The following is a 25,423-nucleotide window of genomic DNA, read 5'->3' as shown; positions in this document are numbered from 1 at the left end:
GGTTAAACGAATTGAAAAAATACTTCAAATTCAAATTTCAATTTGATAATATGCGGCCACTCCAAGTCTGAAACCCGGCAGGAACCGCTCATGAACAAGAAACCTCTCATCGCCGTTGCCCTCGTGGCGCTCGCTGCCGCGGCGGGCGGCTGGTGGTACGTCCATCGCTCGGCCCCGCCGTCCGACACGCTCGTGCTGTATGGCAATGTCGATGTGCGCCAGGTCTCGCTGGCCTTCAACGCCAACGAGCGCGTGGCGGAACTCGCGGTGCGCGAAGGCGACCGTGTGCGCGCCGGGCAGTTGCTCGGCAAGCTCGACACCCGCTCGCTCGCGCTGCGCGTGGCGCAGTCGCAGGCGCGCATCGGCGTGCAGGAGCAGGCCCTTCTGCGCCTGAAGACCGGCAGCCGCCCCGAAGAACTGGCGCAGGCCGGCGCGCAAGTGGCCGCCGCCCAGGCCGATGCCGACCTGGCCCAGCAGCAGCTCGCGCGGCTGCAGGCCATCGGCCAGACCACGGCCGGACGCGCCGTGAGCCAGCAGGACCTCGACAGCGCGCAGGCCCGCCGCAAGGTGGCGCTGGCGCAGCTGGACAACGCCCGCAAGGCGCAGCAGCTGGCGGTGGCCGGTCCGCGCAAGGAAGACATCGCACAGGCGCAGGCGCAACTCGAATCGGCCCGCGCCGACCTCGCGCTCATGAACCACCAGCTGGCCGAAGCCGAGCTCAAGTCCCCCATCGATGCCGTGGTGCGCGCCCGCCTGCTCGAACCCGGCGACATGGCCTCGCCGCAGCGCCCGGCCTTCACGCTGGCCATCGCCGATCCCAAGTGGGTGCGCGCCTATGTGGCCGAACCCGACCTCGGCCGCGTGCGCCCCGGCCAGGAGGCCAGCGTGACCACCGACAGCCATCCCGACCGGTCGGTGGCGGGCAAGGTGGGCTACATCTCGTCGGTGGCCGAGTTCACGCCCAAGACGGTGCAGACCGAAGAGCTGCGCAGCAGTCTCGTGTATGAAATACGCGTGATGGTCGACGACAAGGAAGACCGGCTGCGGCTCGGCATGCCGGCGACCGTGCGGCTGCAGCTTTCGTCGAACGGCAAGCCATGATGACGGGCCTCATCGACCGGCGTTGCGCATTGCTCCCTCCCCTTCCGGGGGAGGGCCGGGGTGGGGGCAAGCGGCGTGTCCATCGGGCGCTCTGCCCTGCCCCCATCCCAACCTTCCCCCGGGGGGAGGGGAAGGAGCAAGACCGCATGCCCGGAGGGACGTTGAATGCTGCGCGCTGAGCCGGCCATCAGCGGACGCTCGCTGCACAAGCGCTTCACGGTCAAGGCGTCGAAGACAGCCGTGCACGCGCTCGACGGCGTATCGCTCGAAATTCCCGCCGGCACGCTCACCGCGCTGGTCGGGCCCGACGGCGCGGGCAAGACGACGCTGCTGCGGCTCATGGCCGGCCTGATGCGCGCCGACGAAGGCGAACTGCGCGTGCTGGGCATCGATGTATCCGCCGACCCGCAAGCGGTGCAGGACCGCATCAGCTACATGCCCCAGCGCTTCGGCCTCTACGAAGACCTGAGCGTGCAGGAGAACCTGGACCTCTACGCCGACTTGCACGGCGTGCCGTCTGCGCAGCGGCGCGAACGCTATGCGCGGCTGATGGAAATGACGGACCTCGGCCGCTTTACCGACCGCCCCGCGGGCAAGCTCTCGGGCGGCATGAAGCAGAAGCTCGGCCTGGCCTGCACGCTGGTGCGCTCGCCCGACCTGCTGCTGCTGGACGAACCCACGGTGGGCGTCGATCCGCTCTCGCGGCGCGAGCTCTGGCAGATCGTTCAGCAGCTGGTCGATGAAGAAAAACTTTCCGTCATCGTGAGCACCGCGTACCTCGACGAGGCCGAGCGCTGCAGCCATGTGTTCGTGCTGCGCGAAGGCCAGCTCGTCGCAGAAGGCACGCCGGCCGAGATCCGCGACCGCGCCGAGGGCCTGTGCTTCGTCGCCACGCCGCCGCCGGGCGAGGCACCGCGCCTGATGCAGGCCCGCCTGCTCGATGCGCAGCAAGACATCGTCGATGCCGTGCCGCACGGCGGTGAGGTGCGCTTCATCCGCCGGCCCGGCACCAGCGACGCCGCGCTTGCGGCGCTGCTGGCCGGCGCCCGTGCCGAGCCGGTGTCGCCCCGGCTTGAAGACGGCTTCATGACGCTGCTGCGCACGCAGCAGGCGCCCGCTGCAGTAGCGCAGCCAGCGGTGGCCGATAGCCTTGCCCCGGCTGAGGGCGAGCCCGGCGAAGTGGTCATCGAAGTGAAAGACCTGGTGCGCCGCTTCGGCGACTTCGTGGCCGTGGCAAGCACCAGCTTCTCCGTGCGGCGCGGCGAAATCTTCGGTCTGCTCGGGCCCAACGGCGCGGGCAAGACCACCACCTTTCGCATGCTCTGCGGCCTGCTGCCCGCAAGCGGCGGCCAGCTGCGCGTGGCCGGTGTCGACCTGCGCCATGCGCGCGCGCAGGCCCGGCAGCGCATCGGCTACGTGTCGCAGAAATTCGCGCTCTACGGCAACCTTACCGTGCGCGAGAACCTTTCGTTCTTCGGCGGCGCCTACGGCCTGCGCGGACAGAAGCTGCAGGCGCGCATGGACACCGTGCTGCGCCAGTTCGACCTGGAGCGCGAACTCGACGCGCCCAGCGGACAGCTGCCCGGCGGCTACAAGCAGCGCCTTGCCATGGCAACGGGCCTGCTGCACGAACCCGAGATTCTCTTTCTGGACGAACCCACCAGCGGCGCCGACCCGCTCGCGCGCCGCGAGTTCTGGCGCCGCATCACCGCCCTGGCCGAAGGCGGCACCACCGTCGTCATCACGACCCACTTCATGGAAGAGGCGGAATACTGCGACCGCATCGTGATCCAGGACGCGGGCAAGGTGCTGGCCATCGGCACCCCGCGGGAGGTGCGCGCGCAGGCGATGGACGGCGAGCAAGGCGAACAGCGCATCGACATGGAACAGGCGTTCATCGGCATCGTCGAGAAAGCGCGTCGGCAAGAGCGCCAGAAGAAAAGCGAGAAGGAAAGCGAGAAGGTGGCGGCATGAGCGGCTTCTGGACCCGGCTCATCTCGCTCACGCGCAAGGAGTTTCGCCAGCTGCTGCGCGACCGCAGCAACCTGGCCATCGGCATCCTGCTGCCGATGGTGCTGATCCTGATCTTCGGCTACGGCATGTCGCTCGACGTGAAGAACGCACCGGTGGGCGTGGTGCTCGAGGACGCCTCGCCCACGGCGCATGAAGCCATTGCCGGCCTGCAGCTTTCGCCCACCATCGCGCCCGTGCTGCTCGGCTCCATGCACGACGCCGAGGCATTGATGCGCGAGCGCAAGATCGACGGCATCGTGCGCGTGCCGGCCGACTTTTCGCGCTCGCTGGCCGCGGGCAACGCGCGCGTGCAGCTCATCGTGCACGGCGCGGACGCGGGGCGCGCGACCATCATCCTGGCCTATGTGAGCGGCGCTCTCGCGCAAACGGCCGTGCGGCAGGCCGACCGCGGCGGGCGCACCACCGGCGCAGACGCCCCCGTCATCGGCCGCGTAACCGTCGAGCAGCGCATGTGGTTCAACACCGCGAACACCAGCACCTGGTACCTGGTGCCCGGCCTCATCGTGCTCATCATGACGCTGGTCGGCGCATTTCTCACTGCCCTGGTGATGGCGCGCGAATGGGAGCGCGGCACGCTCGAGGCGCTGTTCGTCACGCCGGTGCGGCCGGTGGAAATACTGGTGGCCAAGATCATTCCGTACTTTGCAGTGGGCATGCTGGGCCTGGCGCTGTGCCTGCTGGCCGCGCGCTTCCTGTTCGCGGTGCCCATGGTCGGCTCGCTGTTCGCGGTGGTGCTCAGCTCGATGCTCTACCTGATCGTGGCGGTGAGCCTGGGCCTCGTGATCTCGTCCGTCACGCGCAACCAGTTTCTTGCAAGCCAGGTAGCGCTGATCGCGACCTTCATGCCTTCGATGATGCTGTCGGGCTTTTTGTTTGACCTGCGCAATGTGCCCGCGGTGGTGCGCGCCATCGGGCATGTGCTGCCGGCCACCTACTTCATGGACCTGATCAAGACGCTGTTTCTCGCGGGCGACGTCTGGCCGCTGATCTGGCGCAACTGCGCAATCCTCGTGGCCTATGCGGTCGGGCTGCTGCTGCTTGCCCGCGCTGTCACGCGCAAGAGCCTCGACTGAAGGAAGGCGCCCCATGACCGATTTTCTGCTGCGCATCGCCAACCTCTGCCGCAAGGAGCTGCTCGCGATCCTCAAGGATCCGGCAAGCCGCGTGATCCTGTTCGTTCCAGCCATCATGCAAAGCCTCATCTTCGGGTACGGCGCCACGTACGACCTTTCGAACGTGCCCTATGCGCTGCTCGACCAGAGCCGCACGGGTGCCTCGACGGAACTGATTGCGCACCTGGACAGCACCGGCGTCTTTCATCGTGTGGCCACGCTGCGCACGCAGGCCGATATCCGCGAGGTGATCGACACCGAAAAGGCGCTGATGGTGATCCAGATCGCACCCGACTTCGAGCAGCGGCTGAGCGCCGGCCAGCCCGCGGCCATCCAGCTGATATTGGATGCGCGCAACTCGAACACCGCGGGTTCGGCGGCCGGCTATGTGGGCTCGGTGGTCGAGCGCTACAACGCCGAGTTGCGCACGCGTGCCGGCGCGCCAATGGCCCCGCTCACCATCGAATCGCGCGCTTGGTTCAACCCGAACCTCGAGACGCGGTGGAACCTGCTGCCCGGCCTGATCGCCGCGCTCAGCATGCTGCAGACGCTGCTGCTCACCGCGCTTTCGGTGGCACGCGAGCGTGAGCAAGGCACCTTCGACCAATTGCTGGTCACGCCGATGTCGCCCCTCGAAATCATGATCGGCAAGGCGCTGCCGCCGGTGCTGGTCGGCCTTGCGCAGTCGACGCTCATTCTGCTGGTGGCGCTGTTCTGGTTCGGCATTCCGATGGCGGGCTCGCTGGCCACGCTCTATACCGGGCTGGTCTTCTTCACCGTGGCCAGCGTGGGCATCGGCCTGTCGATCTCGGCGGTGTCGGCCAACATGCAGCAGGCCATGCTCTACACCTTCGTGCTGCTGATGCCGATGATGCTGCTGTCGGGCCTGACCACGCCGGTGCGCAACATGCCGCACGTGCTGCAGGTCATCACCATGGCCAACCCGCTGCGCTTTGCGATCGACCTGGTGCAGCGCGTGTACCTGGAGGGCGTGGGCCTGGCCACCGTGTGGCACAACCTGATTCCGCTTTCGATCATCGCCCTTGTCACGCTGCCGCTGGCAGCCTGGCTGTTTCGCCATCGCCTGGCCTGAACCCGGGAGCCTTGCATGTCCGCACCACGAACCCTCTTCTTTTCTTTCTCCTGTTCCGCGATCGCGCTTCTTCTTGCGGGGTGCGCCGGGGGGCCCGACCACCGGCCCGCGCAGGCGCAGGCGCCCGCGGATTGGTCCGCATGGCACGGCGGCTCGCCAGCGCTCCTCGGTGCCGAGCGGAATGCAGCGCCCAAGGCCGTTGCGTCCGGCGACTGGAAAGCCTTCAACGATCCGCTGCTCGATCGTCTGCAGGCGCTTGCGCTCGCGGCCAATCACGACCTGCAGACCGCCGCCCTGCGCTTCGCGCAAAGCCGCGTCCAACGCACGGCGGCGGCTGCGCAGCAGGGTCCGCAACTCAATGCCAGCGGCGGCGTCAACCGACAGCGGCAAAGCGAAACCGGCGCCGCCACGCGGATGATCGACGCACTGGGTTCGTCGGTGTCCAACCGCGACCAGTTGATACGCACGCTCAGCGAGCCCTACAACCTCTACCAGGCGGGCTTCGACGCATCGTGGGAAATCGACCTGTGGGGCCGCGTGCGCCGCAGCATCGAAGCCGCCGATGCGGACACGGGCGCATCGACGGCGCTGCTGCGCCAGGTGCAGCTGAGCGTGCAGGCCGAGGTGGCGCGCAACTACTTCGAACTGCGCGGTGCACAGCGCGAGTTGCGCCTGGCGCGCGCCGACATCGAAGCCGCCGCCGAATCGCTCGAACTGGTGCAGGCGCGTGCGAATGGCGGCCTGGTCACCGACCTGGATCCGACGCGGCAGCGCACGCAACTGGCCGAACTGAAGGCGCGCGTTCCGGCGCTGCTGCAGCAGGAGGCGCAGGCGATGAACCAGATCACGCTGCTGACCGGCGCCATGCCCGGTACGCTGAACGCCGAGCTTGCGGCGCCGGAGGCCGGCCGCGCAAGCGATATGCCCGAGGCACCGCCGCTGCCCGAGCTTGCCCTCGGCCTGCCCTCCGACTTGGCGCGCCGCCGGCCCGACATCGCCGCGGCGGAGGCGCAGCTGCATGCCGCCACCGCGCGCATCGGCGTGGCCGTGGCGGACCTCTACCCGCGCGTGACACTGGGAGCAGGCTTCGGCTTCGAATCGGTGGGCAGCGAACGTTTTGGCGAATGGGGCAGCCGGCAATGGCACGTCGGGCCTTCGATCAGCCTGCCCCTTTTCGACAACGGCCGGCGCCGGAGCGCGGTCACGCTGCGCGAGCTGCAGCAGCAGGAAGCCGCTGTGGCCTTTCAGCAGACCGTGCTCAAGGCGTGGCACGAGATCGATTCCGCGCTGAATGCCTATGCCGCCGAACGCCAGCGCCACGCCGAGCTGGCCGAGCGCGAGCGCCACAGCCGCGACGCGCTCACGCTGGCCCATGCGCGCTATGCCAACGGGCTCACGGATTTCGGCGTCGAGCTCGACGCCCGCCGCACGCTGCTGCAGGCACGGCGCGACCAGGCGCAAAGCACGAGTCGGTTGGCGGTGGGGCTGGTGGCCGTCTACAAGGCCCTCGGCGGCAATGTTCCGCCCACTTCGAGTGCACCGGGCGCACCGGGCGCACCGGGCTAGAAGGTATTGGTGAAGCTCGCGTTGCCGAGGCCGGTGCCGATGGTCAGCACGCCCCAGTGGCACACATCCCGCATGAAAGGCAGTTCGCTCAAGCCCTGCACCACTGCGTCGTTGTGCATCAGGATGAGCGTGGGGCCGGAGCCGATCATCGGCATGCGCCGCCACAGCGCGCTGGGCAGGTGGAACGCGCGGCTCTGCCAATCCCCCGGCAGGTTCTGCGTTCCGCGCTCGATCGAACCGTCCTTGCGAATCAAGCCCGGGCACGCAATGCCGATGAAGGGCGCAAGGCGGATGTCCTTGCGCTCGCAATAGCGAACCATGTCCTCGAGCATGAGTGCGATGCGCTCGACCATGTCGGTGCGGTTCGGCCCGTCGTCCGCATGGCGCCACTTCTCCCGCTTCACCACCTTGGCCAGCGACAGGTCCGAGGCCTTGCTCTGGCGCGTCTTCACGATGCCGCAGCGCACGTTGGTGCCGCCGATGTCCACCGCCAGGATGGCGTCGTGCTTCTTCAGCATGGCGCGCGGGGTCAGGTGCACCCAGCCGATCAGCCCGCCGTCATCCACATCGTGCGACAGCCGGCCGAGCTGAACGTGCACGCCCATGTCTTCAAGAATGGCTGCGGTTTGCAGAATGGCGCGCTCGCCCACGTCGCTTTCGATGAAGCCGCCGCCCACCACGATGCGCTCGACCTTCTTCCATGAAGGCTGCCGGGTGAAGCGCTGGATCACGAAGGCCAGCTCCTCGGCAAATTCCTCGATGGCACCGTGCATCAGGTCGCCGGCGGCCGAGGTCTTCTGCAGCATGCGGTCGAGCTGCTTCTTGCTGAGATCGCGCGAGTGTTCCTTGCCGAGCGGGTCGGTGCCGGCCTTGCGGCGGCGCTTGCGCCAGCGCTCGAGCAGTTCCCTGAACGCGGTCTGGCTGGCCTGATCGCCCACAAAGCCGTCCTTGTCGCGCAGCTGCAGGCTGTAGCCCTCCACCCGCAGCCCCGGGAGTTCGCGCAGGCCGTGAACGTCAGGGCCGGGCAGGAGATGGGTTTTCTTGTTCATGGCAGCCAATATGGATGAGTCCGCTTCTACAAAGCATCGGTTGCCCGCACTAAGGTTTGTAGGAGATTGGCGGGTGCACCCGACGGCCCTCGATCTCTATACACTGGCCCCCGATGCACCTGCCCCACCGCATCCTGCGCACCACCTGGCTCTTGTTCGTCATGGCCTGGCTCGGCGCCACCGCATCGGCGCAGCCGGCCGACGGCACGCTGCGCGTCGGCTCCAAGCGCTTCACGGAGTCGTACATCCTTGCCGAGCTGCTGGCGCAGACGGCGGCGCCGCACACCGCATCGCCGCCCGTGGTGCGCCAAGGCCTTGGCAACACCGCCATCGTCTACGAGGCGCTGCGTTCGGGTGCCATCGATGTGTACGCCGAATACACCGGCACCATTGCTTTGGAAATCCTGAAGGGCTCGCCGGCCGACACGCGCGAAGCCATGAATGCGGCACTGGCACCGCTGGGCCTGGGCGTGGCCGTTCCGCTGGGCTTCAACGACGGCTATGCGCTCGCGGTGCGCGCGGCCGATGCCGAACGGCTGGGCCTGCGCACGCTGAGCGACCTGGCGCGCCACCCCGAGCTCAAGCTCGGCCTGTCGAACGAGTTCATCGGCCGCGCCGACGGCTGGAAGGGCCTTGCCGCGCGCTACGGCTTCACGCAGACGCCGACCGGCCTCGACCACGGCCTGGCTTATGAAGCCGTGGCCGCGAAGCAGATCGATGCGATCGACATCTACACCACCGATGCCAAGATCGACCACCTCGGCCTGCGCGTGCTCGAAGATGACAAGAAATACTTTCCCCGCTACGACGCCGTGCTGCTGTACCGGCTCGACCTGCCTGCGCGGCTGCCCAAGGCGTGGGCCGCGCTGCAGGCGCTCGAAGGCCGCATCGACGAGCGCGCGATGATCGCGATGAACGCGCGCGCCGAGCTGCAGAGCGTGCCCTTCGATGCGATTGCGCGCGACTTCCTGGCCGGCACGGGCAACGGCGGCAAGGCCCAGCCAAGGGAAGCCAAGCGCGGCTTCACCGCCAAGCTGTTCGGGCCCGACCTCTGGCAGCTCACGCGGCAGCACCTGATGCTGGTGGCAGTGTCGGTGGGCGTGGCGATCCTGATCGGCGTGCCGCTCGCGATCCTGGTGTTTTCGCATGTGCGGCTGCGCGCGGCTGTGCTCGGTATTGCGAGCATCTTGCAGACCGTGCCGTCGCTCGCATTGCTCGCGGTGCTCATTTCACTGCTCGGCGCCATCGGTGCATTGCCGGCGTTGATTGCGCTCACGCTCTATTCGTTGCTGCCGATCATGCGCAATACGGTCACAGGCCTTGCCGAAGTGCCGAACGGCCTGCGCATGGCGGGCACCGCGCTTGGCATGACGCCGCCGCAGAGCCTGCGGCTGGTGCTGCTGCCGCTTGCATTGCCTACCCTGCTGGCGGGCATTCGAACAGCCACGGCCATTGCCATCGGCACGGCGACCATTGCGGCGTTCATCGGCGCGGGCGGCTTCGGCGAGCGCATCGTGACCGGTCTCGCGCTCAACGACCGCGAGCTGCTCTTGGCCGGGGCGCTGCCGGCCGCGGCGCTGGCACTGCTGAGCGAGGGGATTTTCGAGCTCGTGGAAATGCTGATGCGCCGCCGCCGCCGGGCGCCGCCGCTTTCGCTTCCGCCATGAGGCATTCGCGCAGCAGCGCGGCGCCTGCGCCCAGTGTCTTGTCGGCACGGTGGCAAAAGTGGCACTGCTGGCTGGTTGCGCCTTCAGGGCCGATGCGGCTTACCGGCAATTGCACCAGCGTTCCGGCGGCCAGGTCGTCCGCCACGAGCCATGAGGGCATCTTTCCCCACCCCAGGCCGGCGCGCAGCAGCGCAAGCTTGGCGTACATGTCGGTCACGCGCCAGGTCGAAGGCGAAAGCACGTCGATGTCGTAGCCCTGGCTGAGCGTGCTCGGGTCTTCCACCACGATCTGCACGTGCTCCGCCGCGGCGGTGTCCAGGCCTTTGGCGCCGCGTTGCCGCGCATGGACGGCCAGCGCATGGGAAGGCGCCGCAACCGCCAGCGTATGCAGCACCATCAGGAACTCGCGGCTGATTTTTTCTTCGGCATGGCCGAAGGCCGCAATGGCCAGATCGCACCGTCCCGAACTCAATGCATCGATGGTGCCGCCCATCGAGCTGTATTCCACGCGGATGGCAATGCTCGGGTAGACCGCATGCATGCCGCGCAGCGCGCTGGCCAGGAGATCGGGCGGAAAAAGCGTGTCGACCGCTATCGCCAGGCCCAGCTCGATGCCTTGCTCGAGCCCCTGCGCACGCGAGCGCAGCGCCTCGACCTTCGACAGGATGACCCTCACGTCGCCAAGCAGCGCTTTGCCCGTGGGCGTGAGCACAGGCTTGTGGCCCGAGCGGTCGAAGAGCCGCACCTGCAGCTGCTCTTCAAGATTGGCAATGGCATGGCTCACGGCCGACTGCACGCGGTGCAGCCGCGCGGCACCGGCGCGAAAGCTCCCGGCGTCCGCCACGGCGACGAACATCTGCATCTGGCTGAGCGTGAGGATGTCCAGCATGATCTTTTCAATCGATTGACTTGGCCGATATTATTCGCTTTCATTGATCATGCATTCGCCGCAAAGTGGCGGCATGCAGAAGCAATTCGAAATGGCCGGCGCACCGCCTGCCGCCCTTCCCCTCTCTTCTTCTTCAACACACTGGCGCGGCGTGGCGCTGGTGGTGGCCGCCGGTGTGGCGGCCTCGCTCCAGGTCGGCAAGGTCGCCATTGCGGTGCCGCAGTTGCGCGCGGATTTCGGGCTCGACCTCTCGATGGTCGGCTGGCTGATGGCGATGTTCTCGCTGCTGGGCGTGGCCGGTGCCGTGCCGGTCGGCGCCTGGGTCGCGCGCGCCGGCGACAGGCGCCTGGTGCTCGCCGGGCTGCTGGCCATTGCCGCCGGCAGCACGGCGGGTGCGCTGGCAAACAGCGTGGCAATGCTGCTGGCCGGCCGCATCGTCGAAGGCCTTGGGTTCGTGCTGATCACCATTGCCGGGCCCTCGGTGCTGCAACGCATGGTTGCGCCCGGCGGCAAGGACCTGGCCTTTGCAATCTGGAGCTGCTTCATGCCGACCGGCATTGCAATTGCGCTGTTCAGCGGCTCGCTGCTCGATGGCTGGCGCGGCTTCTGGCTGGGCAATGCCGTGCTTGCGGCCTTGCTCGCGTTGTTGCTGCTGCTTGGCGTTTCGCGCAGCGCCACCGCCAGCGCCGCGCCAGTGTCATGGCACAGCATGGCGCGCGATGCGGCCGCCACCGCCAAGGCCGGCGCGCCGGCGCTGATCGCGGCCTCGTTCGTGATCTACAGCCTGCAGTTCTTCGCGCTCTTCAGCTTTCTGCCGGTGCTGCTGATCGAGCGCATGGGCGTGGGCATGGCCGCGGCAGGGGCGCTGAGCGCGGTGGCCTGCTGCGTCAATGTGGCGGGCAATCTTGCAGCCGGCGTGCTGCTGAAACGCGGCGTGGCGCGCTGGCTGCTGGCGGCCGTGGCCAGCGCGTCGATGGGCCTCTCGGCCATCGGCATCTTCCTGCCGGTGCTCGGTGCGTTGCCAGCCTTCTTGCTGTGCCTGGCTTTTTCGGGCGCGGGCGGCCTGCTCCCTGCAACGCTGATCGGCACCTCTCCCATCGTGTCACCGAGCGCGCGGCTGATACCGATGTCGATGGGCTTGCTCATGCTGGGAAGCAATCTGGGCCAGATGATCGGCCCCGTGATCGTGGGCGGTGCGGTGGACTCAATGGGCTGGCCGGCGGCGGCCGTCATCGTCGCCCTGGCGGGCGCGATGGGCGTGCTGCTTGCACTGGGGCTGCGGCGCTCGATGGCGCGCAGCGGCCACCCGCTTTGAAGGCGGGTGGCCGGGGGAACATCAAGCCAGCGTGTAGGCCGTCTTCACGGTGGTGAAGAACTCCTGCGCGTACTTGCCCTGCTCACGCGGGCCGTAGCTCGAGCCCTTGCGGCCGCCGAACGGCACGTGGTAGTCCACCCCCGCCGTCGGCAGGTTCACCATCACCATGCCGGCCTGGCTGTGGCGCTTGAAGTGCGTGGCGTACTTCAGGCTCGTGGTCGCAATGCCGGCCGACAAGCCGAACTCCGTGTCGTTGGCCGTGGCCAGCGCCTCTTCGTAGTTCTTGACGCGGATCACGCTCGCCACCGGGCCGAAGATTTCTTCCTTGTTGATGCGCATGGCGGCCGCCGTTTCGCTGAACAGCGTGGGCGACATGTAGTAGCCGTCGGTCTCCAGCTTGAGCAGCTCGCCGCCCGCGGCCAGCGTGGCGCCTTCGCCCTTGCCGATGGCCACGTATTCCATGTCCTGGTCGAGCTGCGACTTGGACGAGACGGGGCCGATGTCGGTGCCCTGCGCCAGTGCATCGCCCACCTTGATCTTGGCCATGCGGGCCTTCATCGCCTCGATGAACTTGGGGTAGATGCCTTCGGTGACGATCAGGCGGCTGGAGGCCGTGCAACGCTGGCCGGTGGAATAGAAGGCGCTTTGCACGCTCAGTTCCACGGCCTGGGCCAGGTCGGCGTCGTCCAGGATGACTTGCGGGTTCTTGCCGCCCATCTCCAGCTGCACCTTCTTGTGGTTGGTCACGCACTGGATGGCGATGTTGCGGCCCACCCCCACCGAGCCGGTGAAGCTGATGGCATGGATGCCCGGGTGGTTGACCAGCGCGTTGCCGATGACGCTGCCGCGGCCCATCACCAGGTTGAACACGCCCGCGGGAATGCCAGAGCGGTGGATGATTTCGGACAGGGCCCAGGCGCTGCCGGGCACCAGGTCGGCGGGCTTCAGCACCACGCAGTTGCCGAAGGCAAGCGCCGGGGCGATCTTCCAGGCCGGAATGGCGATGGGGAAGTTCCAGGGGGTGATGAGGCCGACCACGCCGACGGGCTCGCGGGTGATTTCGACGCCGATGTTGGGGCGCACCGAGGGCAGCACCTCGCCCGAAAGGCGCAGGCATTCGCCGGCGAAGAACTTGAAGATCTGGCCGGCACGGGTGGCCTCGCCGATGCCTTCGGACTTGGTCTTGCCCTCTTCACGGGCGAGCAGCGTGCCGAGCTCTTCCTTGCGCGCGAGGATTTCGGTGCCGATCTTGTCCAGCGCGTCGGAGCGTGCCTGCACGCTGCCGGTGGCCCAGGCGGGGAATGCGGCGGTGGCGGCGGCCACGGCGGCTTCCACGTGCGATGCATCGCCCTGGGTGTACTGGCCCAGCACGTCGGCCAGGTTGCTGGGGTTCACGTTGGGGCTGTAGCTGCTGCCCGCGCGCCATTCGCCGCCGATCAGGTTGTCGAAGTTTTGCATGTGTTTTCCTTGCTGCTCGATGAAAAGAAAGAAGCCGGGCACTGGGTGTCCGGCTGCGGAAATGGAAACGGGAGACTAAACCTTCAGCGGACCAGACATGGTTTTTTATTGTCGAAAGTCCACCCGGGGATCAGGTATTGCATGGCCTGCGCATCGTTGCGCGCACCCAGCCCGTGCTTCAGGTAGAGCTGGTGCGCCTTCTCGACCTCGTCCATGTCGAGCTCGATGCCAAGCCCGCCGCGGGTCGGCACCTTCACGAAGCCGCCCTCGATTTGCAGCGGCGCCTTGGTCAGGTGCTGGCCGTCCTGCCAGATCCAGTGCGTGTCGATGGCCGTGACCTTGCCCGGCGCTGCCGCCGCCACATGCGTGAACATGGCAAGCGACACATCGAAGTGGTTGTTCGAATGCGAGCCCCAGGTCAGGCCCCAGGCCTGGCACAACTGCGCGACGCGCACGGAGCCCTGCAGGGTCCAGAAGTGCGGGTCGGCCAACGGAATGTCCACCGACTGCAGAGAAAGGCTGTGCACCATTTCGCGCCAGTCGGTCGCCACCATGTTGGTGGCGGTCGGCAGGCCGGTGGCACGGCGGAACTCGGCCATGACCTCGCGGCCTGAAAAAACGCCTTCGGCACCGCATGGGTCTTCGGCATAGGCCATGACGCCGTGCAAGTCGCGGCAGAGGCGAATGGCGTCTTGCAGCAGCCAGCCGCCGTTGGGGTCGAGCGTGACGCGCGCTTGCGGAAAGCGCTCGTGCAGAGCGCGAATGGCTTCCACCTCTTCTTCGCCGCGCAGCACGCCGCCCTTGAGCTTGAAGTCGGTAAAGCCGTAGCGCGCATGCGTGGCTTCGGCCAGGCGCACGATGGCTTCGGGTGTCATTGCTTCTTCGTGGCGCAGGCGGAACCAGTCGTTGTCGGCGCGGGGGTCGCTCTCGTACGGCAGGTCGGTCTTCTTGCGGTCGCCCACGTAGAACAGGTAGCCGAGCATCTGCACGGCGTCGCGCTGCTGGCCTTCGCCAAGCAGTGCGGCCACCGGCACTCCGAGGTGCTGGCCCAGCAGGTCGAGCAGCGCCGCTTCGACGGCGGTCACCGCATGAATGGTCACGCGCAAGTCGAAGGTCTGCTGCCCGCGCCCCGCGCTGTCGCGGTTGGCGAAGGCGCTGCGCATGCTGTTGAGCACCCCGTTGTGGCGCCCGATGGGCTGGCCCACGATGAGGCCGCGCGCATCTTCGAGCGTCTGGCGGATTTTCTCGCCGCCGGGCACTTCGCCGACACCGGTGTTGCCGGCGCTGTCGGTCAGGATCAGCAGGTTGCGCGTGAAGAACGGGCCGTGCGCACCGCTCAGGTTCATCAGCATGCTGTCGTGGCCCGCGACGGGCACCACGCGCATGCCGGTGACCACAGGCGCGCCGGAAACGGAAGAGATGGAAGCTGGATTTGTCATTTGCGCGAAACCTGGTGGAGAGCGAATGCTAGATGCGCACGGCTTGGCGGGCCAGCAACTTCCAGTCGTTGCCCTGCTTCTTCCAGATGCCGAGGATCTTCAGCGCCACCTTGCCGGGCTTGCCCGAATCCAGTGTATCGGCCGCCAGCGTGTGGCGCACGATGGCCGTGTCGCCGCCCACCACCTTGATGGTCTGCTCGGTGATGGTGATGCTGACGAAGTCCGACTTGCCGGCGACCAGGTCGCCGATGAAGCTGTCCTTGGTGTCGACCCTGCCGCCCGAATGGCCGTAGCTCAGGTCGTCGGCCACCAGCGCGCCAAGGGCGGCCGGGGTCGGATCGATCATTGCCACGCGCAGACGCTCGGCGGCCGCGGCCACCGCCGGCTCCGCCGATGCGCCGCCGCCCGCGGGCATCATCGCGCAGCCCGTGAACACCATGGCCGATGCGGCGACCAGAAAAAGCTTCTTGATGAACATGTGTCGTTGTCTCCGTTGTTGTTGTTGATTGATTCGGCTGTTCGTTCTGCTTACTGCGGGCCGAGCGCGTCGATGAGCGCCTTCAGTTGCTCCATCTCGGCGGGCTTCAGGTCGGTGAGCGGTGCGCGCACCGGGCCTGCGTCGTGGCCGACGATCTTGGCACCGGCCTTGACGATGCTCACTGCGTAGCCGGGCGTGCGGTTGCGCAGCTCCAGGTAGGGCATGAAGAAGTTCTTCAGCAGGCGATGCTGGGTGGCCATGTCGTCGTCGCGCACGGCTTCGTAGAACTGCACGGCGGTCTTCGGAATGAAGTTGAAGACAGCCGACGAATACACCGGCGTGCCCATGGCCTTGTAGGCCGCGGCATACACCTCGGCCGTGGGCAGGCCGCCCAGGTAGGCGAAGCGGTCGCCCATCTTCTGGTAGATGGCAACCATGGCTTCGATGTCGCCGATGCCGTCCTTGAAACCGACGAGGTTCGGGTTGCGCTCGGCCAGGCCAGCCAGCGTGTCGGGCTTGAGGCGGCTGGTGGCGCGGTTGTAGACGATCACGCCGAACTTCACGCTTTTGCAAACCGCCTCGACGTGCGCGGCCAGGCCTTCCTGGCCGGCTTCGGTCAGGTAGTGCGGCAGCAGCAGGATGCCATGGGCGCCGGCCTTCTCGGCTTCTTGCGCGCACTGGATGGCAAAGCGGGTCGGGCCGCCGGCGCCCGCGATGATCGGCACCACGCCGCGGCAGGTGTCGACCGCGGTCTTGATGATGCCGGGGTACTCGTCGCCCGTCAGCGAGAAGAACTCACCCGTGCCGCCGGCTGCGAACAGCGCGCTTGCGCCGTAGGGAGCAAGCCACTCGAGACGCTTCTCGTAGCTGCTCTTGTTGAAGTCCCCGTTCGCGTCGAAGTCGGTCAACGGGAACGAGAGCAGGCCGGAGCCCATGATGGTTTTGAGTTCTTGCGGGTTCATAGGAATGAAGAAAACGTGAGGATGGAAGAAAAGATCAAAGAAAAAAGGTGCCGCGCTCGCAGCGCGATCAGTCGAGTTTGATGCCGGCGTCGGCAACCACCTTGGCCCAGCGCACGCGCTCCTTGCCGAAGAACTGCTCTTCTTCGGCCGGTGCCATGGTCACGACCTCGGCGCCCTGCCCTGCGAGGCGCGAGCGGATGTCGGCCGAGCGGATGACGGTGATCAACTCCTTGTTGAGGCGCTGCACGATGGCGTCCGGGGTGCCCTTGGCAACCCGCACGCCCTGCCACGTGCCGGACTCGAAGCCGGACACTCCCTGCTCCGCAATCGTGGGCACTTCGCCGATGAGCGGCATGCGCGTCGACTTGGAAACGCCGAGCACCTTGAGCTTGCCGCTCTGCACGTGAGGCAAGGTGGCGAGCATGCCGTTCATCAGGATCTGCGTCTGGCCGGCCACGGTGTCTTGCACCGCCTGCACGCCGCCCTTGTAAGGCACGTACTGCCAGCGCGCGCCGCTGGCACGCTCGAGCGCCACGCCAGCAAGGTGCGGCGCGCTGCCCGTGGCGGTCACGGCAAAATTGATGTCCGACTTTTTCGACAGCGCAATCAGCTCTTTCAGGCTGTTGGCCTGCACCGACGGGTGCACCACGAGCAAGTGCGGCGAGTAGGCCAGCATGGTCACGCCACGCAGGTCCTTCGAAGGATCGAACGGCAGCTTTGTATAGACGGATGGGCTGATGGCCAGCGCACCCACGTCGCACAGCAGCAGCGTGTAGCCATCGGGCTTGGATTTGGCGACGTAGTCGGCACCGAGGTTGCCGTTGGCGCCCGGCTTGTTCTCGACGATGACCGGCTGGCCGAGTGCTTCCGACAGCGGCTGGCTGATGGAGCGGGCAATGATGTCGGACGAACCGCCCGGCGGGTAAGGCACCACAATACGAATCGGCTTCGATGGCCAGTTGTCGGCTGCATGCGCAGCGCCGCTGGCTGCAAGTACACCGCCGCCGAGGGCGCCGAGCATCAGATCGCGTCTTTTCAAACTCATTCAAGTCTCCAGCTGGTTTGTGTTGTCAGTCATCGTACAACTACAAACAACGATTGTCCAGCGTATTGCTGGAAATTTCGCTCAAGACGACGTCGGCGGTGTGGTGGCGGCCGTCTGCTGGGCCGCTTCCTGCGCCACGCGCAACCGCTCGCGGCTGTTGGTCAGGTGGATGCGCATGGCCGCGCGGGCCGATTCAGGATCGCGGCGTGCAATCGCTGCATAGATCTCTTCATGCTCGCGGTTCACGCGGCTCAGGTATTCGCCGCGCCGGTCGTAGTTGCGAATGGCGGTGATGCGCGTGCGCGGAATGATCGTGGTGCCAAGGTGGCTCATGATGTCCGCGAAGTACGGATTGCCCGTGGCTTGGGCGATCTGCAAGTGAAAGCGGAAGTCCGGCGCCACCGTGTCCCCTGCCACCGCCACGTTGCGCTCGAAATCGTCGAGCGCCTGGCGCATGGCCAACAGGTGTTCTTCCGTGCGGCGCGAGGCGGCCAGCCCTGCGGATTCGGTCTCGAGGCTGATGCGAAGCTCGAGCACCGCCAGCACGTCGACCGAGTTGGCAATGTCGGTCGAATCGAGCCGGAACATACCCGCCGCGCGTGGCTGCAGCACGAAGGTGCCGACGCCGTGATGCGTTTCCACCAGTCCGGCAGCCTGCAGCTTCGACAGCGCTTCGCGCACCACGGTGCGGCTCACGCCGAACGACTTCATGATGGCCGATTCGGTGGGCAGCTTGTCACCGGGGCGCAGCGACTGGTTGCGAATTTTTTCGCCCAGGTCTTCGACCAGCCCGTGGGCCAGGCCGCGCGGGCGCGCGCGCCCCACAAAGGAGCCGCCGCCGGCGACTTCCGTCGCCGCATCCGAAATTGAGGGATTACCCGTAGCCGTTTGGACCATGGTCAAGATAATAATCCCCTATTAGTTGTACGACAACAGATAACTTATCACTCCAATCCTTCGTAAGTGCCGCTCTATCCATCGGCCGGTTATTTGGACTGACTCGATATCCGGATGAAGTTTGCCGCCTGATTAGGCCGCCTGGATTCACGGCCCACAGGAACCCACCCATTCACGCGCCAATAAACATGTCGACGTCCTCACAAGTTTCAAACAACAAGCTCCACCGGATTCTGCTCACCGGTGCGGCCGGCGGTCTGGGCAAGGTACTGCGCGAACGCCTGCGCCCCTATGCCGAGATCCTGCGCCTTTCCGACATCGCAGCCCTCGCGCCTTCCGAGGGGGCACACGAAGAAACCGTGCCTTGCGACCTTTCGGACAAAGCCGCGGTCCATGCGCTGGTCGAGGGCTGCGACGCCATCGTGCACCTTGGCGGCGTTTCGGTCGAGCGTCCGTTCGAGGAGATTCTCGAGGCCAACATCAAGGGCGTGTTCCATATCTATGAAGCCGCCCGCCGCCACGGGGTGAAGCGCGTGGTGTTCGCGAGCTCGAACCACGTGATCGGCTTCTACAAGCAGAGCGAACGGCTCGACGCCGGCGTTGCGCGCCGGCCCGATGGTTACTACGGCCTTTCCAAATCGTTCGGCGAAGACGTGGCGCAGTTCTACTTCGACCGCTACGGCATCGAGACCGTGAGCATTCGCATCGGCTCGTCTTTCCCCGAGCCGCTCAACCGCCGCATGATGAGCACCTGGCTCAGCTACCGCGACCTCACCACGCTGATCGAAAAATCGCTCTTCACGCCCGACGTGAAGCACACGGTGGTCTACGGCATGTCGGCCAACCGCGACGTGTGGTGGGACAACAGCGCGGCGGCGCACCTGGGCTTCGTGCCGCAGGACACCTCCGAAGTGTTCCGCGACAAGGTCGAGGCCCAGCCTCCCGTCGCGCCGACCGACCCCAATGCCATCTACCAGGGCGGCGCTTTCACGGCGCAAGGCCCGTTCGGCGACACCCAATGACTGCCGGCATGAAGGCCGAACTCGTTCTCGATGTGCAGTGCGCGACCGGCGAAAGCCCAGTCTGGCGCGCGGACGAACAGGCGCTCTATTGGGTCGACATTCCGGCGAGGCACCTGCACCGCTGGCACGCCGCAACGGGTGAACACAGCCGATGGACCGGCGACGAGATGCTCGCCTGCATCGCGCCGCGCGCGGGCCATCCGGGCGAGTGGATCGCCGGCATGGAAAGCGGACTGTTCGCCATTGCGCCGCGCGCCGACGGCACGCTGGCTGCGAGCCCCATCGCCAGTGCGGCCCATGCCGAGCACGGCATGCGCTTCAACGACGGCCGCTGCGACCGGCAGGGCCGCTTCTGGGCCGGCACCATGCAGATGGACATGGCGGCGGCCCACGAGGTCGGCCGCGTCTACCGCTACCAGGCCGACGTGAATGCGGGCGCCGCGCTGCGCCCGCAGTTCGATCGCATGATTGTTCCGAACGGCCTCGCCTTCAGCCCCGACGGCAAGACCATGTACCTCTCGGACTCGCATCCGTCGATTCAAACCATCTGGGCTTTCGACTACGACACCGACACCGGCACGCCGCATGGCCGCCGCGTGTTCGTCGACATGAAGCCGCTGCCGGGCCGCCCCGACGGCGCCGCGGTCGACGCCGACGGCTGCTACTGGATCTGCGGCAACGACGCAGGCCTGGTGCACCGCTTCACGCCCGACGGAAAGCTCGACCGCTCGCTCGAAGTGCCTGTCAAGAAGCCCGCAATGTGCGCCTTCGGCGGCCCGCAACTCGACACGCTCTACGTGACATCGATCCGCCCCGGCGGCGACCTGTCCGATCAACCGCTGGCGGGCGGCGTTTTTGCACTGCGCCCGGGCATCAAGGGTCTGCCGGAACCCGAATGCCGTTTCTGATTGCTTTTTAACCACCAACCCGAAGAGGAAGACAAATGAAATACAACCGCCACCTGATTGCGCTGGCCGCCGGCCTGTGCGCCATGGCTGCAGGCGCCGTCGAGTTCCGCTCGGCCGACGTGCACAACAGCGACGACTACCCCACCGTCGCGGCCGTCAAGCACATGAGCGAACTGCTCGACAAGCGCAGCAACGGCAAATACAAGATCAAGGTGTTCAACAAGAGCGCACTGGGCAGCGAGAAGGAAACGCTCGACCAGGTCAAGATCGGCGCGCTCGAAATGAACCGCGTGAACATCAGCGCGCTGAATTCGATCTGCCCCAAGACGCTGGTGCCGACGATGCCCTTTCTCTTCGACTCGATCGCCCACATGCGCAAGTCGCTCGACGGCCCCATCGGCGAAGAAATCCTGAAGGGCTGCGAGCACGAAGGCCTGGTCGGCCTGGCCTTCTACGACAGCGGCGCGCGCTCCATCTACGCCAAGAAGCCGGTGAAGACGCTGGCCGACGCCAAGGGCCTGAAGATCCGCGTGCAGCAGTCCGACCTGTGGGTTGCACTGGTGAGCGCCATGGGCGCCAACGCCACACCAATGCCCGCCGGCGAGGTGTTCACCGCGCTCAAGACCGGCCTCATCGACGCTGCTGAAAACAACATTCCTTCGTACGACGGTTTCAAGCACTACGAAGCAGTGAAGTTCTATTCGCGCACCGAACACTCCATGGCACCTGAAATGCTCGTGATGTCCAAGGCCATCTACGACAAGCTGCCCAAGGCCGACCAGGACCTGTTCCGCGCCACGGCCAAGGAATCGGTGGCGTTCCAGCGCAAGAAGTGGGACGAGCAGGAAGCCAAGTCGCTCGAAGTCGTGACCAAGGGCGGCGCCCAGATCGTTGCCGACGTGGACAAGGCCTCGTTCCGCTCGGCCATGACGCCGGTCTACACGAAGTTCATCTCGACGCCTGACCTGCAGCGCCTGGTCAAGGCCGTGCAAGACAACAAGTAGCGCGCCCCGGCCCTTCCCGTTCTGCGGGGAGGGCCCCACCCATATTCAGGGAAATTCCCATGACACTTACCGTTCCCGCGGTAGACACGATGGCGACCGGAGTGCCCGTCGAGCTCGAAGACCTGGTCAATCCGAACGGACGCCCGCCGTCCAACCACGCCTATTCCCGCTTCTGCGCGTTTCTCTCCAAGGCCAGCCTGATGCTCGCCGTGGCGATGCTCATCACCATCATCGTGTGCGTTCAGTACCAGGTGGTCGGCCGCTATGTTTTCAACGACACGCCCACCTGGGCCGAAGGCCTCGCACTTCAACTCGTGCTGTATGTCACCGCTCTCGGCGTTGCCGTGGGCGTGCGCGATGCCGGCCACATCGGGCTCGACTCGCTGGTGGTGCTGCTGCCCGAATCGCTGCGCCTAAAGATCGAAGTGCTGATTCATGCGCTGGTTGCGCTCTTCGGCGGAATCATGGCGTGGAGCGGCTGGATCTGGACCTCGCTCAAGTGGACCGACATCAAGCCCATGATGGGCATTCCGGTGGGTCTGGACTATCTGGCGCTCGTGATCGCGGGCCTCCTGATCGTGCTTTTTTCGATTGAACATATCGTCGCCCTGCTGCGCGATGAAGAAGTGGTGCCCGCGTGGAACTGACTGTCCTCTCTCTCGTTTTCCTGGTGCTGCTGGTGCTGGGCGTACCGGTCGCGTTCTCGATCGGCCTGGCCTCCGTTGCAACGGTGCTCTATGCGGGCCTGCCCGTTGCCGTGGTGTTCCAGAAGATGGTCGGCGGCATGCAGATCTTCTCTTTCCTGGCGATTCCGTTCTTTGTGTTTGCCGGTGAACTCATGCTTTACGGCGGCATCGCGCAGCGCATCGTGCGCTTTGCGAACAGCCTGGTGGGCCACGTGCGCGGCGGCCTGGGCATGAGCAACGTGATCGGCTGCACGCTGTTCGGCGGCGTTGCCGGCTCGCCGGTGGCCGACGTCTCGGCCATGGGCTCGGTGATGATTCCGCTCATGAAGAAGGAAGGCTACGACGCCGACTACGCCGTCAACGTGACGACGCACGCGGCCCTGGTGGGTGCGCTGATGCCCACGTCGCACAACCTGATCATCTTCACGCTCGCGACCACCGGCATTGCGTCGGTCAGCGTGCTGAGCCTGATTCTGGCGGGCCTCATTCCGGCGCTGCTGCTCACGGTGTGCAACCTGGCCGCCGCCTACTACGTGGCGATCCGCCGCGGCTATCCGATTCGCGGCGCCTTCCCCGGCTGGGGCGAGGTGCTGGCGGCGTTCATCGGCGCGCTGCCCGGTTTGATGATCGTGGTGATCATCCTGGTGGGCATTCTGTCGGGCGTGTTCACCGCCACCGAATCGGCCGCAACGGCCGTGCTGTGGGCGCTCGGCGTCACGGTGCTCGTCTACCGCTCGCTCAGCCGCAAGGACTTTCTCAAGGCTTGCGCCAAGGCATGCAAGACGACCGGCGTGGTGCTGCTGCTGATCGGCATTTCTTCCGCGTTCGGCTACTTCATGGCGCTGTACGAAGTGCCGCAGAAGACCGGCGAGCTCATGACCAGCGTCTCGAGCGATCCGTGGGTCATCTTCCTGATGATCAACGTGCTGCTGTTCGTGCTGGGCACCTTCCTCGACATGGCGGCCACGATCCTGATCTGCACGCCCATCTTCCTGCCCATTGCCATGCAGTTCGGCATGAGCCCGGTGCAGTTCGGCATCGTCATGCTGATCAACTGCGCGTTGGGCCTCAATACGCCGCCGGTGGGCACCACGCAGTTCATAGGCTGTGCGATCGGAGGGGTATCGGTTGGGCAGGTGATGCGGTCGATCTGGCCGTTCTATGGTGCCCTCTTGATCTGCCTGATGCTCGTGACCTACGTGCCGGCGTTCTCGATGTGGCTCCCCGACCTCGTCAACGCGGTGAAGTAACAGCAAAGACCCGCAACGCAACGCTCGTTTCCCGATGGCCGACTCACCCCTCCCCTCTTCCGCGGCGGCGCGCCCGCCGCACCGCATCCACATGCACGCGGCGGACAACGTCGCCATTGTTGCCAACGACGGCGGGCTGAAGGCCGGCGCCACGTTCGCCGACGGGCTGGTGCTGGTCGACAACGTGCCGCAGGGCCACAAGGTCTCGCTGACCGACCTGGCCGAAGGCGACGCCGTCGTGCGCTACAACGTGCCGATCGGCTACGCGCTCAAGGCCATTCCGCGCGGCAGCTGGGTGCACGAGCGGCTGCTCAGGATGCCCGCCGCGCGCGAGCTCGAGGGCCTGCCGATCGCCACCGTCAAGCCGCCTGCGCCACCGCCGCTCGAGGGCTACACCTTCGAGGGCTACCGCAACCTGGACGGTTCGGTGGGCACGCGCAACATCCTCGCCATTACGCAGACCGTGCAATGCGTGGCGGGCGTGGTCGACTTCGCGGTGCAGCGCATCAAGGCCGAGCTGCTGCCGAAGTACCCCAACGTCGACGACGTGGTGGGCCTTTCGCACAGCTACGGCTGCGGCGTGGCCATCGATGCGCCCGACGCGGTCATTCCGATTCGCACGCTGCGCAACATCAGCCTCAACCCGAACTTCGGCGGCGAGGTGATGGTCATCAGCCTGGGCTGCGAAAAGCTGCAGCCCGAGCGCCTGCTGCCGCCCGGCAGCATTGCGCTGGTGGATGAGCGCAACGTGGCCGACATCGGTGAGACGGCCAATGCCAAGCTCGACGTGGTGTGCCTGCAGGACGACGCCCACGTGGGATTCATGTCGATGATCGATTCGATCATGCGGCAGGCCGAGGAACACCTGGAGCGGCTGAACGCCCGCAGGCGCGAAACCGTGCCGGCCAGCGAGCTGGTGGTGGGCGTGCAGTGCGGCGGCAGCGATGCCTTCTCGGGCGTCACGGCCAACCCGGCCGTGGGCTTTTGCACCGACCTGCTGGTGCGCGCCGGCGCCACCGTGATGTTCTCGGAAGTGACGGAGGTGCGCGACGGCATCGACCAGCTCACCTCGCGCGCAACCACGCCCGAAGTGGCCGAAGCCATGATCCGTGAGATGGCGTGGTACGACGCCTACCTGGACCGCGGCCGCGTCGACCGCAGCGCCAACACCACGCCCGGCAACAAGAAGGGCGGGCTCTCGAACATCGTCGAAAAGGCCATGGGCTCGATCGTGAAGAGCGGCAGCGCGCCGATCTCCGGCGTTGTGTCGCCGGGCGAGAAAGCCAGGCAGAAGGGCCTGCTCTACGCCGCAACACCCGCCAGCGACTTCATCTGCGGCACGCTGCAGCTGGCCGCCGGCATGAACCTGCACGTGTTCACCACGGGCCGCGGCACGCCGTACGGCCTGGCCGAAGTGCCGGTGATCAAGGTGGCCACGCGCAGCGATCTTGCGCGCCGCTGGCACGACCTGATGGACGTGAACGCAGGCCGCATTGCCGACGGCGACGCCACCATCGAAGACGTCGGCTGGGAAATGTTCCGCCTGATGCTCGACGTGGCCAGCGGCAGGAAGAAAACCTGGGCCGAACAGTGGAAGCTGCACAACGCGCTGGTGCTGTTCAACCCCGCTCCCGTGACCTGACTTCATTCGACGACCTCGAAAGGAAACACCATGGAAGACCTCAAAGGCAAGACAGCGCTCATCACCGGTGCCAGCACCGGCATCGGCGCGGCCGTGGCCGTTGCATTCGCGGCGCGCGGCATGCGCGTGGCGGTGCACTACAACAGCTCGGCCGATGCCGCCAACCAGGTCGTCGAGACCATCCGCAAGGCCGGCGGCGACGCCTTCGCGCTGCAGGGCGACGTGCTCGACACCGCCGCCATCCGCGAATGCGTGAAGCAGACGGCCACGCGCTTCGGCCGCATCGACGTGCTGGTGAACAACGCGGGCAGCCTTGTGAAGCGCGTGCCCATTGCGGAGTTCGACGATGCGCTGTTCGACGAAGTGATGCACATCAACGCACGCTCGGTGCTTGCGTTTGCGCGCGAGGTGGTGCCGCTCATGCGCACCCACGGTGGCGGCAACATCATCAACGTGACTTCGGTGGCGGCACGCACCGGCGGCGGCCCCGGCGCCTACCTGTATGCGGGCTCGAAGGGCTTTGTGAGCACGGCCACGCACGGTCTCGCACGGGAGCTCGTCGGCGACAAGATCCGCGTGAACGCGGTGGCGCCCGGCGTCATCCAGACACCGTTCCAGGACCGCTTCTCCACGCCCGCCATGCTCGAGTCGTTCCGCGCCGGCATTCCGATGGGACGCATCGGCACGCCTGACGAATGCGTGGGTGCTTTCCTCTACCTGGCCTCCGAGCAGCTTTCGGGCTATGTGACGGGCCAGGTGATCGAGGTGAACGGCGGGCAATACATGCCCTGACGGCCAGACGAATT

21 protein-coding genes and 1 pseudogene are annotated in these 25,423 nt (G+C 66.4%); 14 read left to right on the top strand and 8 right to left on the bottom strand.

All coding sequences use genetic code 11. The annotated features are described in order from the left end of the window. The first annotated feature begins 90 nt into the window (after positions 1-90). The 5 genes from V9K97_RS17220 to V9K97_RS17200 all read left to right on the top strand — a co-directional run bounded on the left by V9K97_RS17220 (position 91) and on the right by V9K97_RS17200 (position 6,906). Positions 91-1,101, top strand: a complete 1,011-nt coding sequence (locus V9K97_RS17220) for an HlyD family efflux transporter periplasmic adaptor subunit (protein ID WP_337319514.1) — start codon at positions 91-93, stop codon at positions 1,099-1,101. A gap of 165 nt (positions 1,102-1,266) precedes the next feature. Continuing rightward, positions 1,267-3,075 carry an ATP-binding cassette domain-containing protein gene (locus tag V9K97_RS17215; protein WP_337319512.1) on the top strand — a complete coding sequence of 603 codons (1,809 nt, stop codon included), beginning with the start codon at positions 1,267-1,269 and terminating at the stop codon, positions 3,073-3,075. After that, positions 3,072-4,208 carry an ABC transporter permease gene (locus V9K97_RS17210; RefSeq protein WP_258505196.1) on the top strand — a complete coding sequence of 379 codons (1,137 nt, stop codon included), beginning with the start codon at positions 3,072-3,074 and terminating at the stop codon, positions 4,206-4,208. Before V9K97_RS17215 ends, V9K97_RS17210 begins: the two co-directional genes overlap by 4 nt. 13 nt (positions 4,209-4,221) lie before the next feature. Beyond that, the gene (locus tag V9K97_RS17205) at positions 4,222-5,340 is read left to right on the top strand and encodes an ABC transporter permease (RefSeq protein WP_337319510.1); all 1,119 of its coding nucleotides are present in this window, start codon (positions 4,222-4,224) and stop codon (positions 5,338-5,340) included. Between the two features lie 15 nt (positions 5,341-5,355). Then, complete coding sequence (locus V9K97_RS17200; protein WP_337319508.1) at positions 5,356-6,906, top strand: efflux transporter outer membrane subunit; 1,551 nt, start codon at positions 5,356-5,358, stop codon at positions 6,904-6,906. Here the strand turns inward: V9K97_RS17200 and V9K97_RS17195 are convergent. Next, the gene (locus V9K97_RS17195; protein ID WP_337295280.1) at positions 6,903-7,955 is read right to left on the bottom strand and encodes an ROK family protein; all 1,053 of its coding nucleotides are present in this window, start codon (positions 7,953-7,955) and stop codon (positions 6,903-6,905) included. The two genes, V9K97_RS17200 and V9K97_RS17195, sit on opposite strands and share 4 nt — an antisense overlap. A 113-nt stretch (positions 7,956-8,068) precedes the next feature. Between V9K97_RS17195 and V9K97_RS17190 the strand changes: the two genes are divergently transcribed. Next, the gene (locus V9K97_RS17190) at positions 8,069-9,622 is read left to right on the top strand and encodes an ABC transporter permease/substrate-binding protein (protein WP_443303560.1); all 1,554 of its coding nucleotides are present in this window, start codon (positions 8,069-8,071) and stop codon (positions 9,620-9,622) included. 49 nt (positions 9,623-9,671) lie between these two features. On the opposite strand, the pseudogene V9K97_RS17185 reads toward V9K97_RS17190, so the two are convergent. Next, positions 9,672-10,484: pseudogene (locus tag V9K97_RS17185) on the bottom strand (LysR family transcriptional regulator); the annotation flags it as partial. A gap of 100 nt (positions 10,485-10,584) precedes the next feature. Between V9K97_RS17185 and V9K97_RS17180 the strand changes: the two are divergent. Further along, the gene (locus V9K97_RS17180; protein ID WP_337319506.1) at positions 10,585-11,826 is read left to right on the top strand and encodes an MFS transporter; all 1,242 of its coding nucleotides are present in this window, start codon (positions 10,585-10,587) and stop codon (positions 11,824-11,826) included. A gap of 21 nt (positions 11,827-11,847) precedes the next feature. Here the strand turns inward: V9K97_RS17180 and V9K97_RS17175 are convergent, their stop codons facing one another. The 6 genes from V9K97_RS17175 to V9K97_RS17150 all read right to left on the bottom strand — a co-directional run bounded on the left by V9K97_RS17175 (position 11,848) and on the right by V9K97_RS17150 (position 18,105). Beyond that, positions 11,848-13,284, bottom strand: coding sequence for an aldehyde dehydrogenase family protein (locus V9K97_RS17175; RefSeq protein WP_337319504.1), 1,437 nt, complete (start codon positions 13,282-13,284; stop codon positions 11,848-11,850). Between the two features lie 83 nt (positions 13,285-13,367). Continuing rightward, complete coding sequence (gene gudD / locus V9K97_RS17170) at positions 13,368-14,723, bottom strand: glucarate dehydratase (protein ID WP_337319502.1); 1,356 nt, start codon at positions 14,721-14,723, stop codon at positions 13,368-13,370. A 28-nt stretch (positions 14,724-14,751) separates the two neighbouring features. Beyond that, entirely contained in the window at positions 14,752-15,201 is a 450-nt protein-coding gene (locus tag V9K97_RS17165; protein ID WP_337319500.1) for a nuclear transport factor 2 family protein, read from the bottom strand. A 50-nt stretch (positions 15,202-15,251) separates the two neighbouring features. Further along, entirely contained in the window at positions 15,252-16,163 is a 912-nt protein-coding gene (gene kdgD / locus V9K97_RS17160) for a 5-dehydro-4-deoxyglucarate dehydratase (RefSeq protein WP_337295285.1), read from the bottom strand. Between the two features lie 67 nt (positions 16,164-16,230). Continuing rightward, positions 16,231-17,208, bottom strand: coding sequence for a Bug family tripartite tricarboxylate transporter substrate binding protein (locus tag V9K97_RS17155; RefSeq protein ID WP_337295286.1), 978 nt, complete (start codon positions 17,206-17,208; stop codon positions 16,231-16,233). Positions 17,209-17,289: 81 nt separating this feature from the next. After that, positions 17,290-18,105 (bottom strand): FadR/GntR family transcriptional regulator, encoded by an 816-nt coding sequence (locus V9K97_RS17150; RefSeq protein WP_337295669.1) that lies wholly within the window; start codon positions 18,103-18,105, stop codon positions 17,290-17,292. Between the two features lie 188 nt (positions 18,106-18,293). Between V9K97_RS17150 and V9K97_RS17145 the strand changes: the two genes are divergently transcribed. The 7 genes from V9K97_RS17145 (at position 18,294) to V9K97_RS17115 (ending at position 25,409) form a co-directional block, all read left to right on the top strand. Then, a complete protein-coding gene (locus V9K97_RS17145) occupies positions 18,294-19,127 on the top strand; it encodes an NAD-dependent epimerase/dehydratase family protein (RefSeq protein WP_337319497.1) in 834 nt (277 codons plus the stop codon). Between the two features lie 8 nt (positions 19,128-19,135). After that, on the top strand, positions 19,136-20,035 hold the full coding sequence (locus V9K97_RS17140; protein WP_337319496.1) for an SMP-30/gluconolactonase/LRE family protein: 900 nt from the start codon (positions 19,136-19,138) through the stop codon (positions 20,033-20,035). Between the two features lie 35 nt (positions 20,036-20,070). Further along, positions 20,071-21,039 (top strand): TRAP transporter substrate-binding protein, encoded by a 969-nt coding sequence (locus V9K97_RS17135; RefSeq protein ID WP_126747413.1) that lies wholly within the window; start codon positions 20,071-20,073, stop codon positions 21,037-21,039. Between the two features lie 200 nt (positions 21,040-21,239). Beyond that, positions 21,240-21,686: a TRAP transporter small permease gene (locus V9K97_RS17130; protein ID WP_260590673.1), complete on the top strand. Its 447-nt coding sequence runs from the start codon at positions 21,240-21,242 to the stop codon at positions 21,684-21,686. Further along, positions 21,677-22,975 (top strand): TRAP transporter large permease, encoded by a 1,299-nt coding sequence (locus tag V9K97_RS17125; protein WP_126747414.1) that lies wholly within the window; start codon positions 21,677-21,679, stop codon positions 22,973-22,975. The genes V9K97_RS17130 and V9K97_RS17125 overlap by 10 nt, the downstream gene beginning before the upstream one ends. A 34-nt stretch (positions 22,976-23,009) precedes the next feature. Continuing rightward, positions 23,010-24,617: a galactarate dehydratase gene (gene garD / locus V9K97_RS17120; RefSeq protein ID WP_337295290.1), complete on the top strand. Its 1,608-nt coding sequence runs from the start codon at positions 23,010-23,012 to the stop codon at positions 24,615-24,617. Positions 24,618-24,647: 30 nt separating this feature from the next. Then, positions 24,648-25,409, top strand: a complete 762-nt coding sequence (locus tag V9K97_RS17115) for an SDR family NAD(P)-dependent oxidoreductase (RefSeq protein WP_337315178.1) — start codon at positions 24,648-24,650, stop codon at positions 25,407-25,409. The last annotated feature ends 14 nt before the right edge of the window (positions 25,410-25,423 follow it).

The organism is Variovorax sp. CCNWLW186 (assembly GCF_037203865.1).
Lineage (GTDB): Bacteria > Pseudomonadota > Gammaproteobacteria > Burkholderiales > Burkholderiaceae_C > Variovorax.
This window is presented reverse-complemented; position numbering and strand designations above follow the sequence as displayed.

Bases quoted from the DNA above. Each gene is read 5' to 3' on its own strand.
- gudD (WP_337319502.1), bottom strand. From the start codon at position 14,723: ATGACAAATCCAGCTTCCATCTCTTCCGTTTCCGGCGCGCCTGTGGTC.
- V9K97_RS17165 (WP_337319500.1), bottom strand. From the start codon at position 15,201: ATGTTCATCAAGAAGCTTTTTCTGGTCGCCGCATCGGCCATGGTGTTC.
- V9K97_RS17175 (WP_337319504.1), bottom strand. From the start codon at position 13,284: ATGCAAAACTTCGACAACCTGATCGGCGGCGAATGGCGCGCGGGCAGC.
- V9K97_RS17195 (WP_337295280.1), bottom strand. From the start codon at position 7,955: ATGAACAAGAAAACCCATCTCCTGCCCGGCCCTGACGTTCACGGCCTG.
- V9K97_RS17220 (WP_337319514.1), top strand. From the start codon at position 91: ATGAACAAGAAACCTCTCATCGCCGTTGCCCTCGTGGCGCTCGCTGCC.
- V9K97_RS17145 (WP_337319497.1), top strand. From the start codon at position 18,294: ATGTCGACGTCCTCACAAGTTTCAAACAACAAGCTCCACCGGATTCTG.
- V9K97_RS17115 (WP_337315178.1), top strand. From the start codon at position 24,648: ATGGAAGACCTCAAAGGCAAGACAGCGCTCATCACCGGTGCCAGCACC.
- V9K97_RS17190 (WP_443303560.1), top strand. From the start codon at position 8,069: ATGCACCTGCCCCACCGCATCCTGCGCACCACCTGGCTCTTGTTCGTC.
- V9K97_RS17135 (WP_126747413.1), top strand. From the start codon at position 20,071: ATGAAATACAACCGCCACCTGATTGCGCTGGCCGCCGGCCTGTGCGCC.
- V9K97_RS17155 (WP_337295286.1), bottom strand. From the start codon at position 17,208: ATGAGTTTGAAAAGACGCGATCTGATGCTCGGCGCCCTCGGCGGCGGT.
- V9K97_RS17180 (WP_337319506.1), top strand. From the start codon at position 10,585: ATGCAGAAGCAATTCGAAATGGCCGGCGCACCGCCTGCCGCCCTTCCC.
- V9K97_RS17205 (WP_337319510.1), top strand. From the start codon at position 4,222: ATGACCGATTTTCTGCTGCGCATCGCCAACCTCTGCCGCAAGGAGCTG.
- V9K97_RS17140 (WP_337319496.1), top strand. From the start codon at position 19,136: ATGAAGGCCGAACTCGTTCTCGATGTGCAGTGCGCGACCGGCGAAAGC.
- V9K97_RS17150 (WP_337295669.1), bottom strand. From the start codon at position 18,105: ATGGTCCAAACGGCTACGGGTAATCCCTCAATTTCGGATGCGGCGACG.
- V9K97_RS17130 (WP_260590673.1), top strand. From the start codon at position 21,240: ATGCTCGCCGTGGCGATGCTCATCACCATCATCGTGTGCGTTCAGTAC.
- V9K97_RS17215 (WP_337319512.1), top strand. From the start codon at position 1,267: ATGCTGCGCGCTGAGCCGGCCATCAGCGGACGCTCGCTGCACAAGCGC.
- kdgD (WP_337295285.1), bottom strand. From the start codon at position 16,163: ATGAACCCGCAAGAACTCAAAACCATCATGGGCTCCGGCCTGCTCTCG.
- garD (WP_337295290.1), top strand. From the start codon at position 23,010: ATGGCCGACTCACCCCTCCCCTCTTCCGCGGCGGCGCGCCCGCCGCAC.
- V9K97_RS17200 (WP_337319508.1), top strand. From the start codon at position 5,356: ATGTCCGCACCACGAACCCTCTTCTTTTCTTTCTCCTGTTCCGCGATC.
- V9K97_RS17210 (WP_258505196.1), top strand. From the start codon at position 3,072: ATGAGCGGCTTCTGGACCCGGCTCATCTCGCTCACGCGCAAGGAGTTT.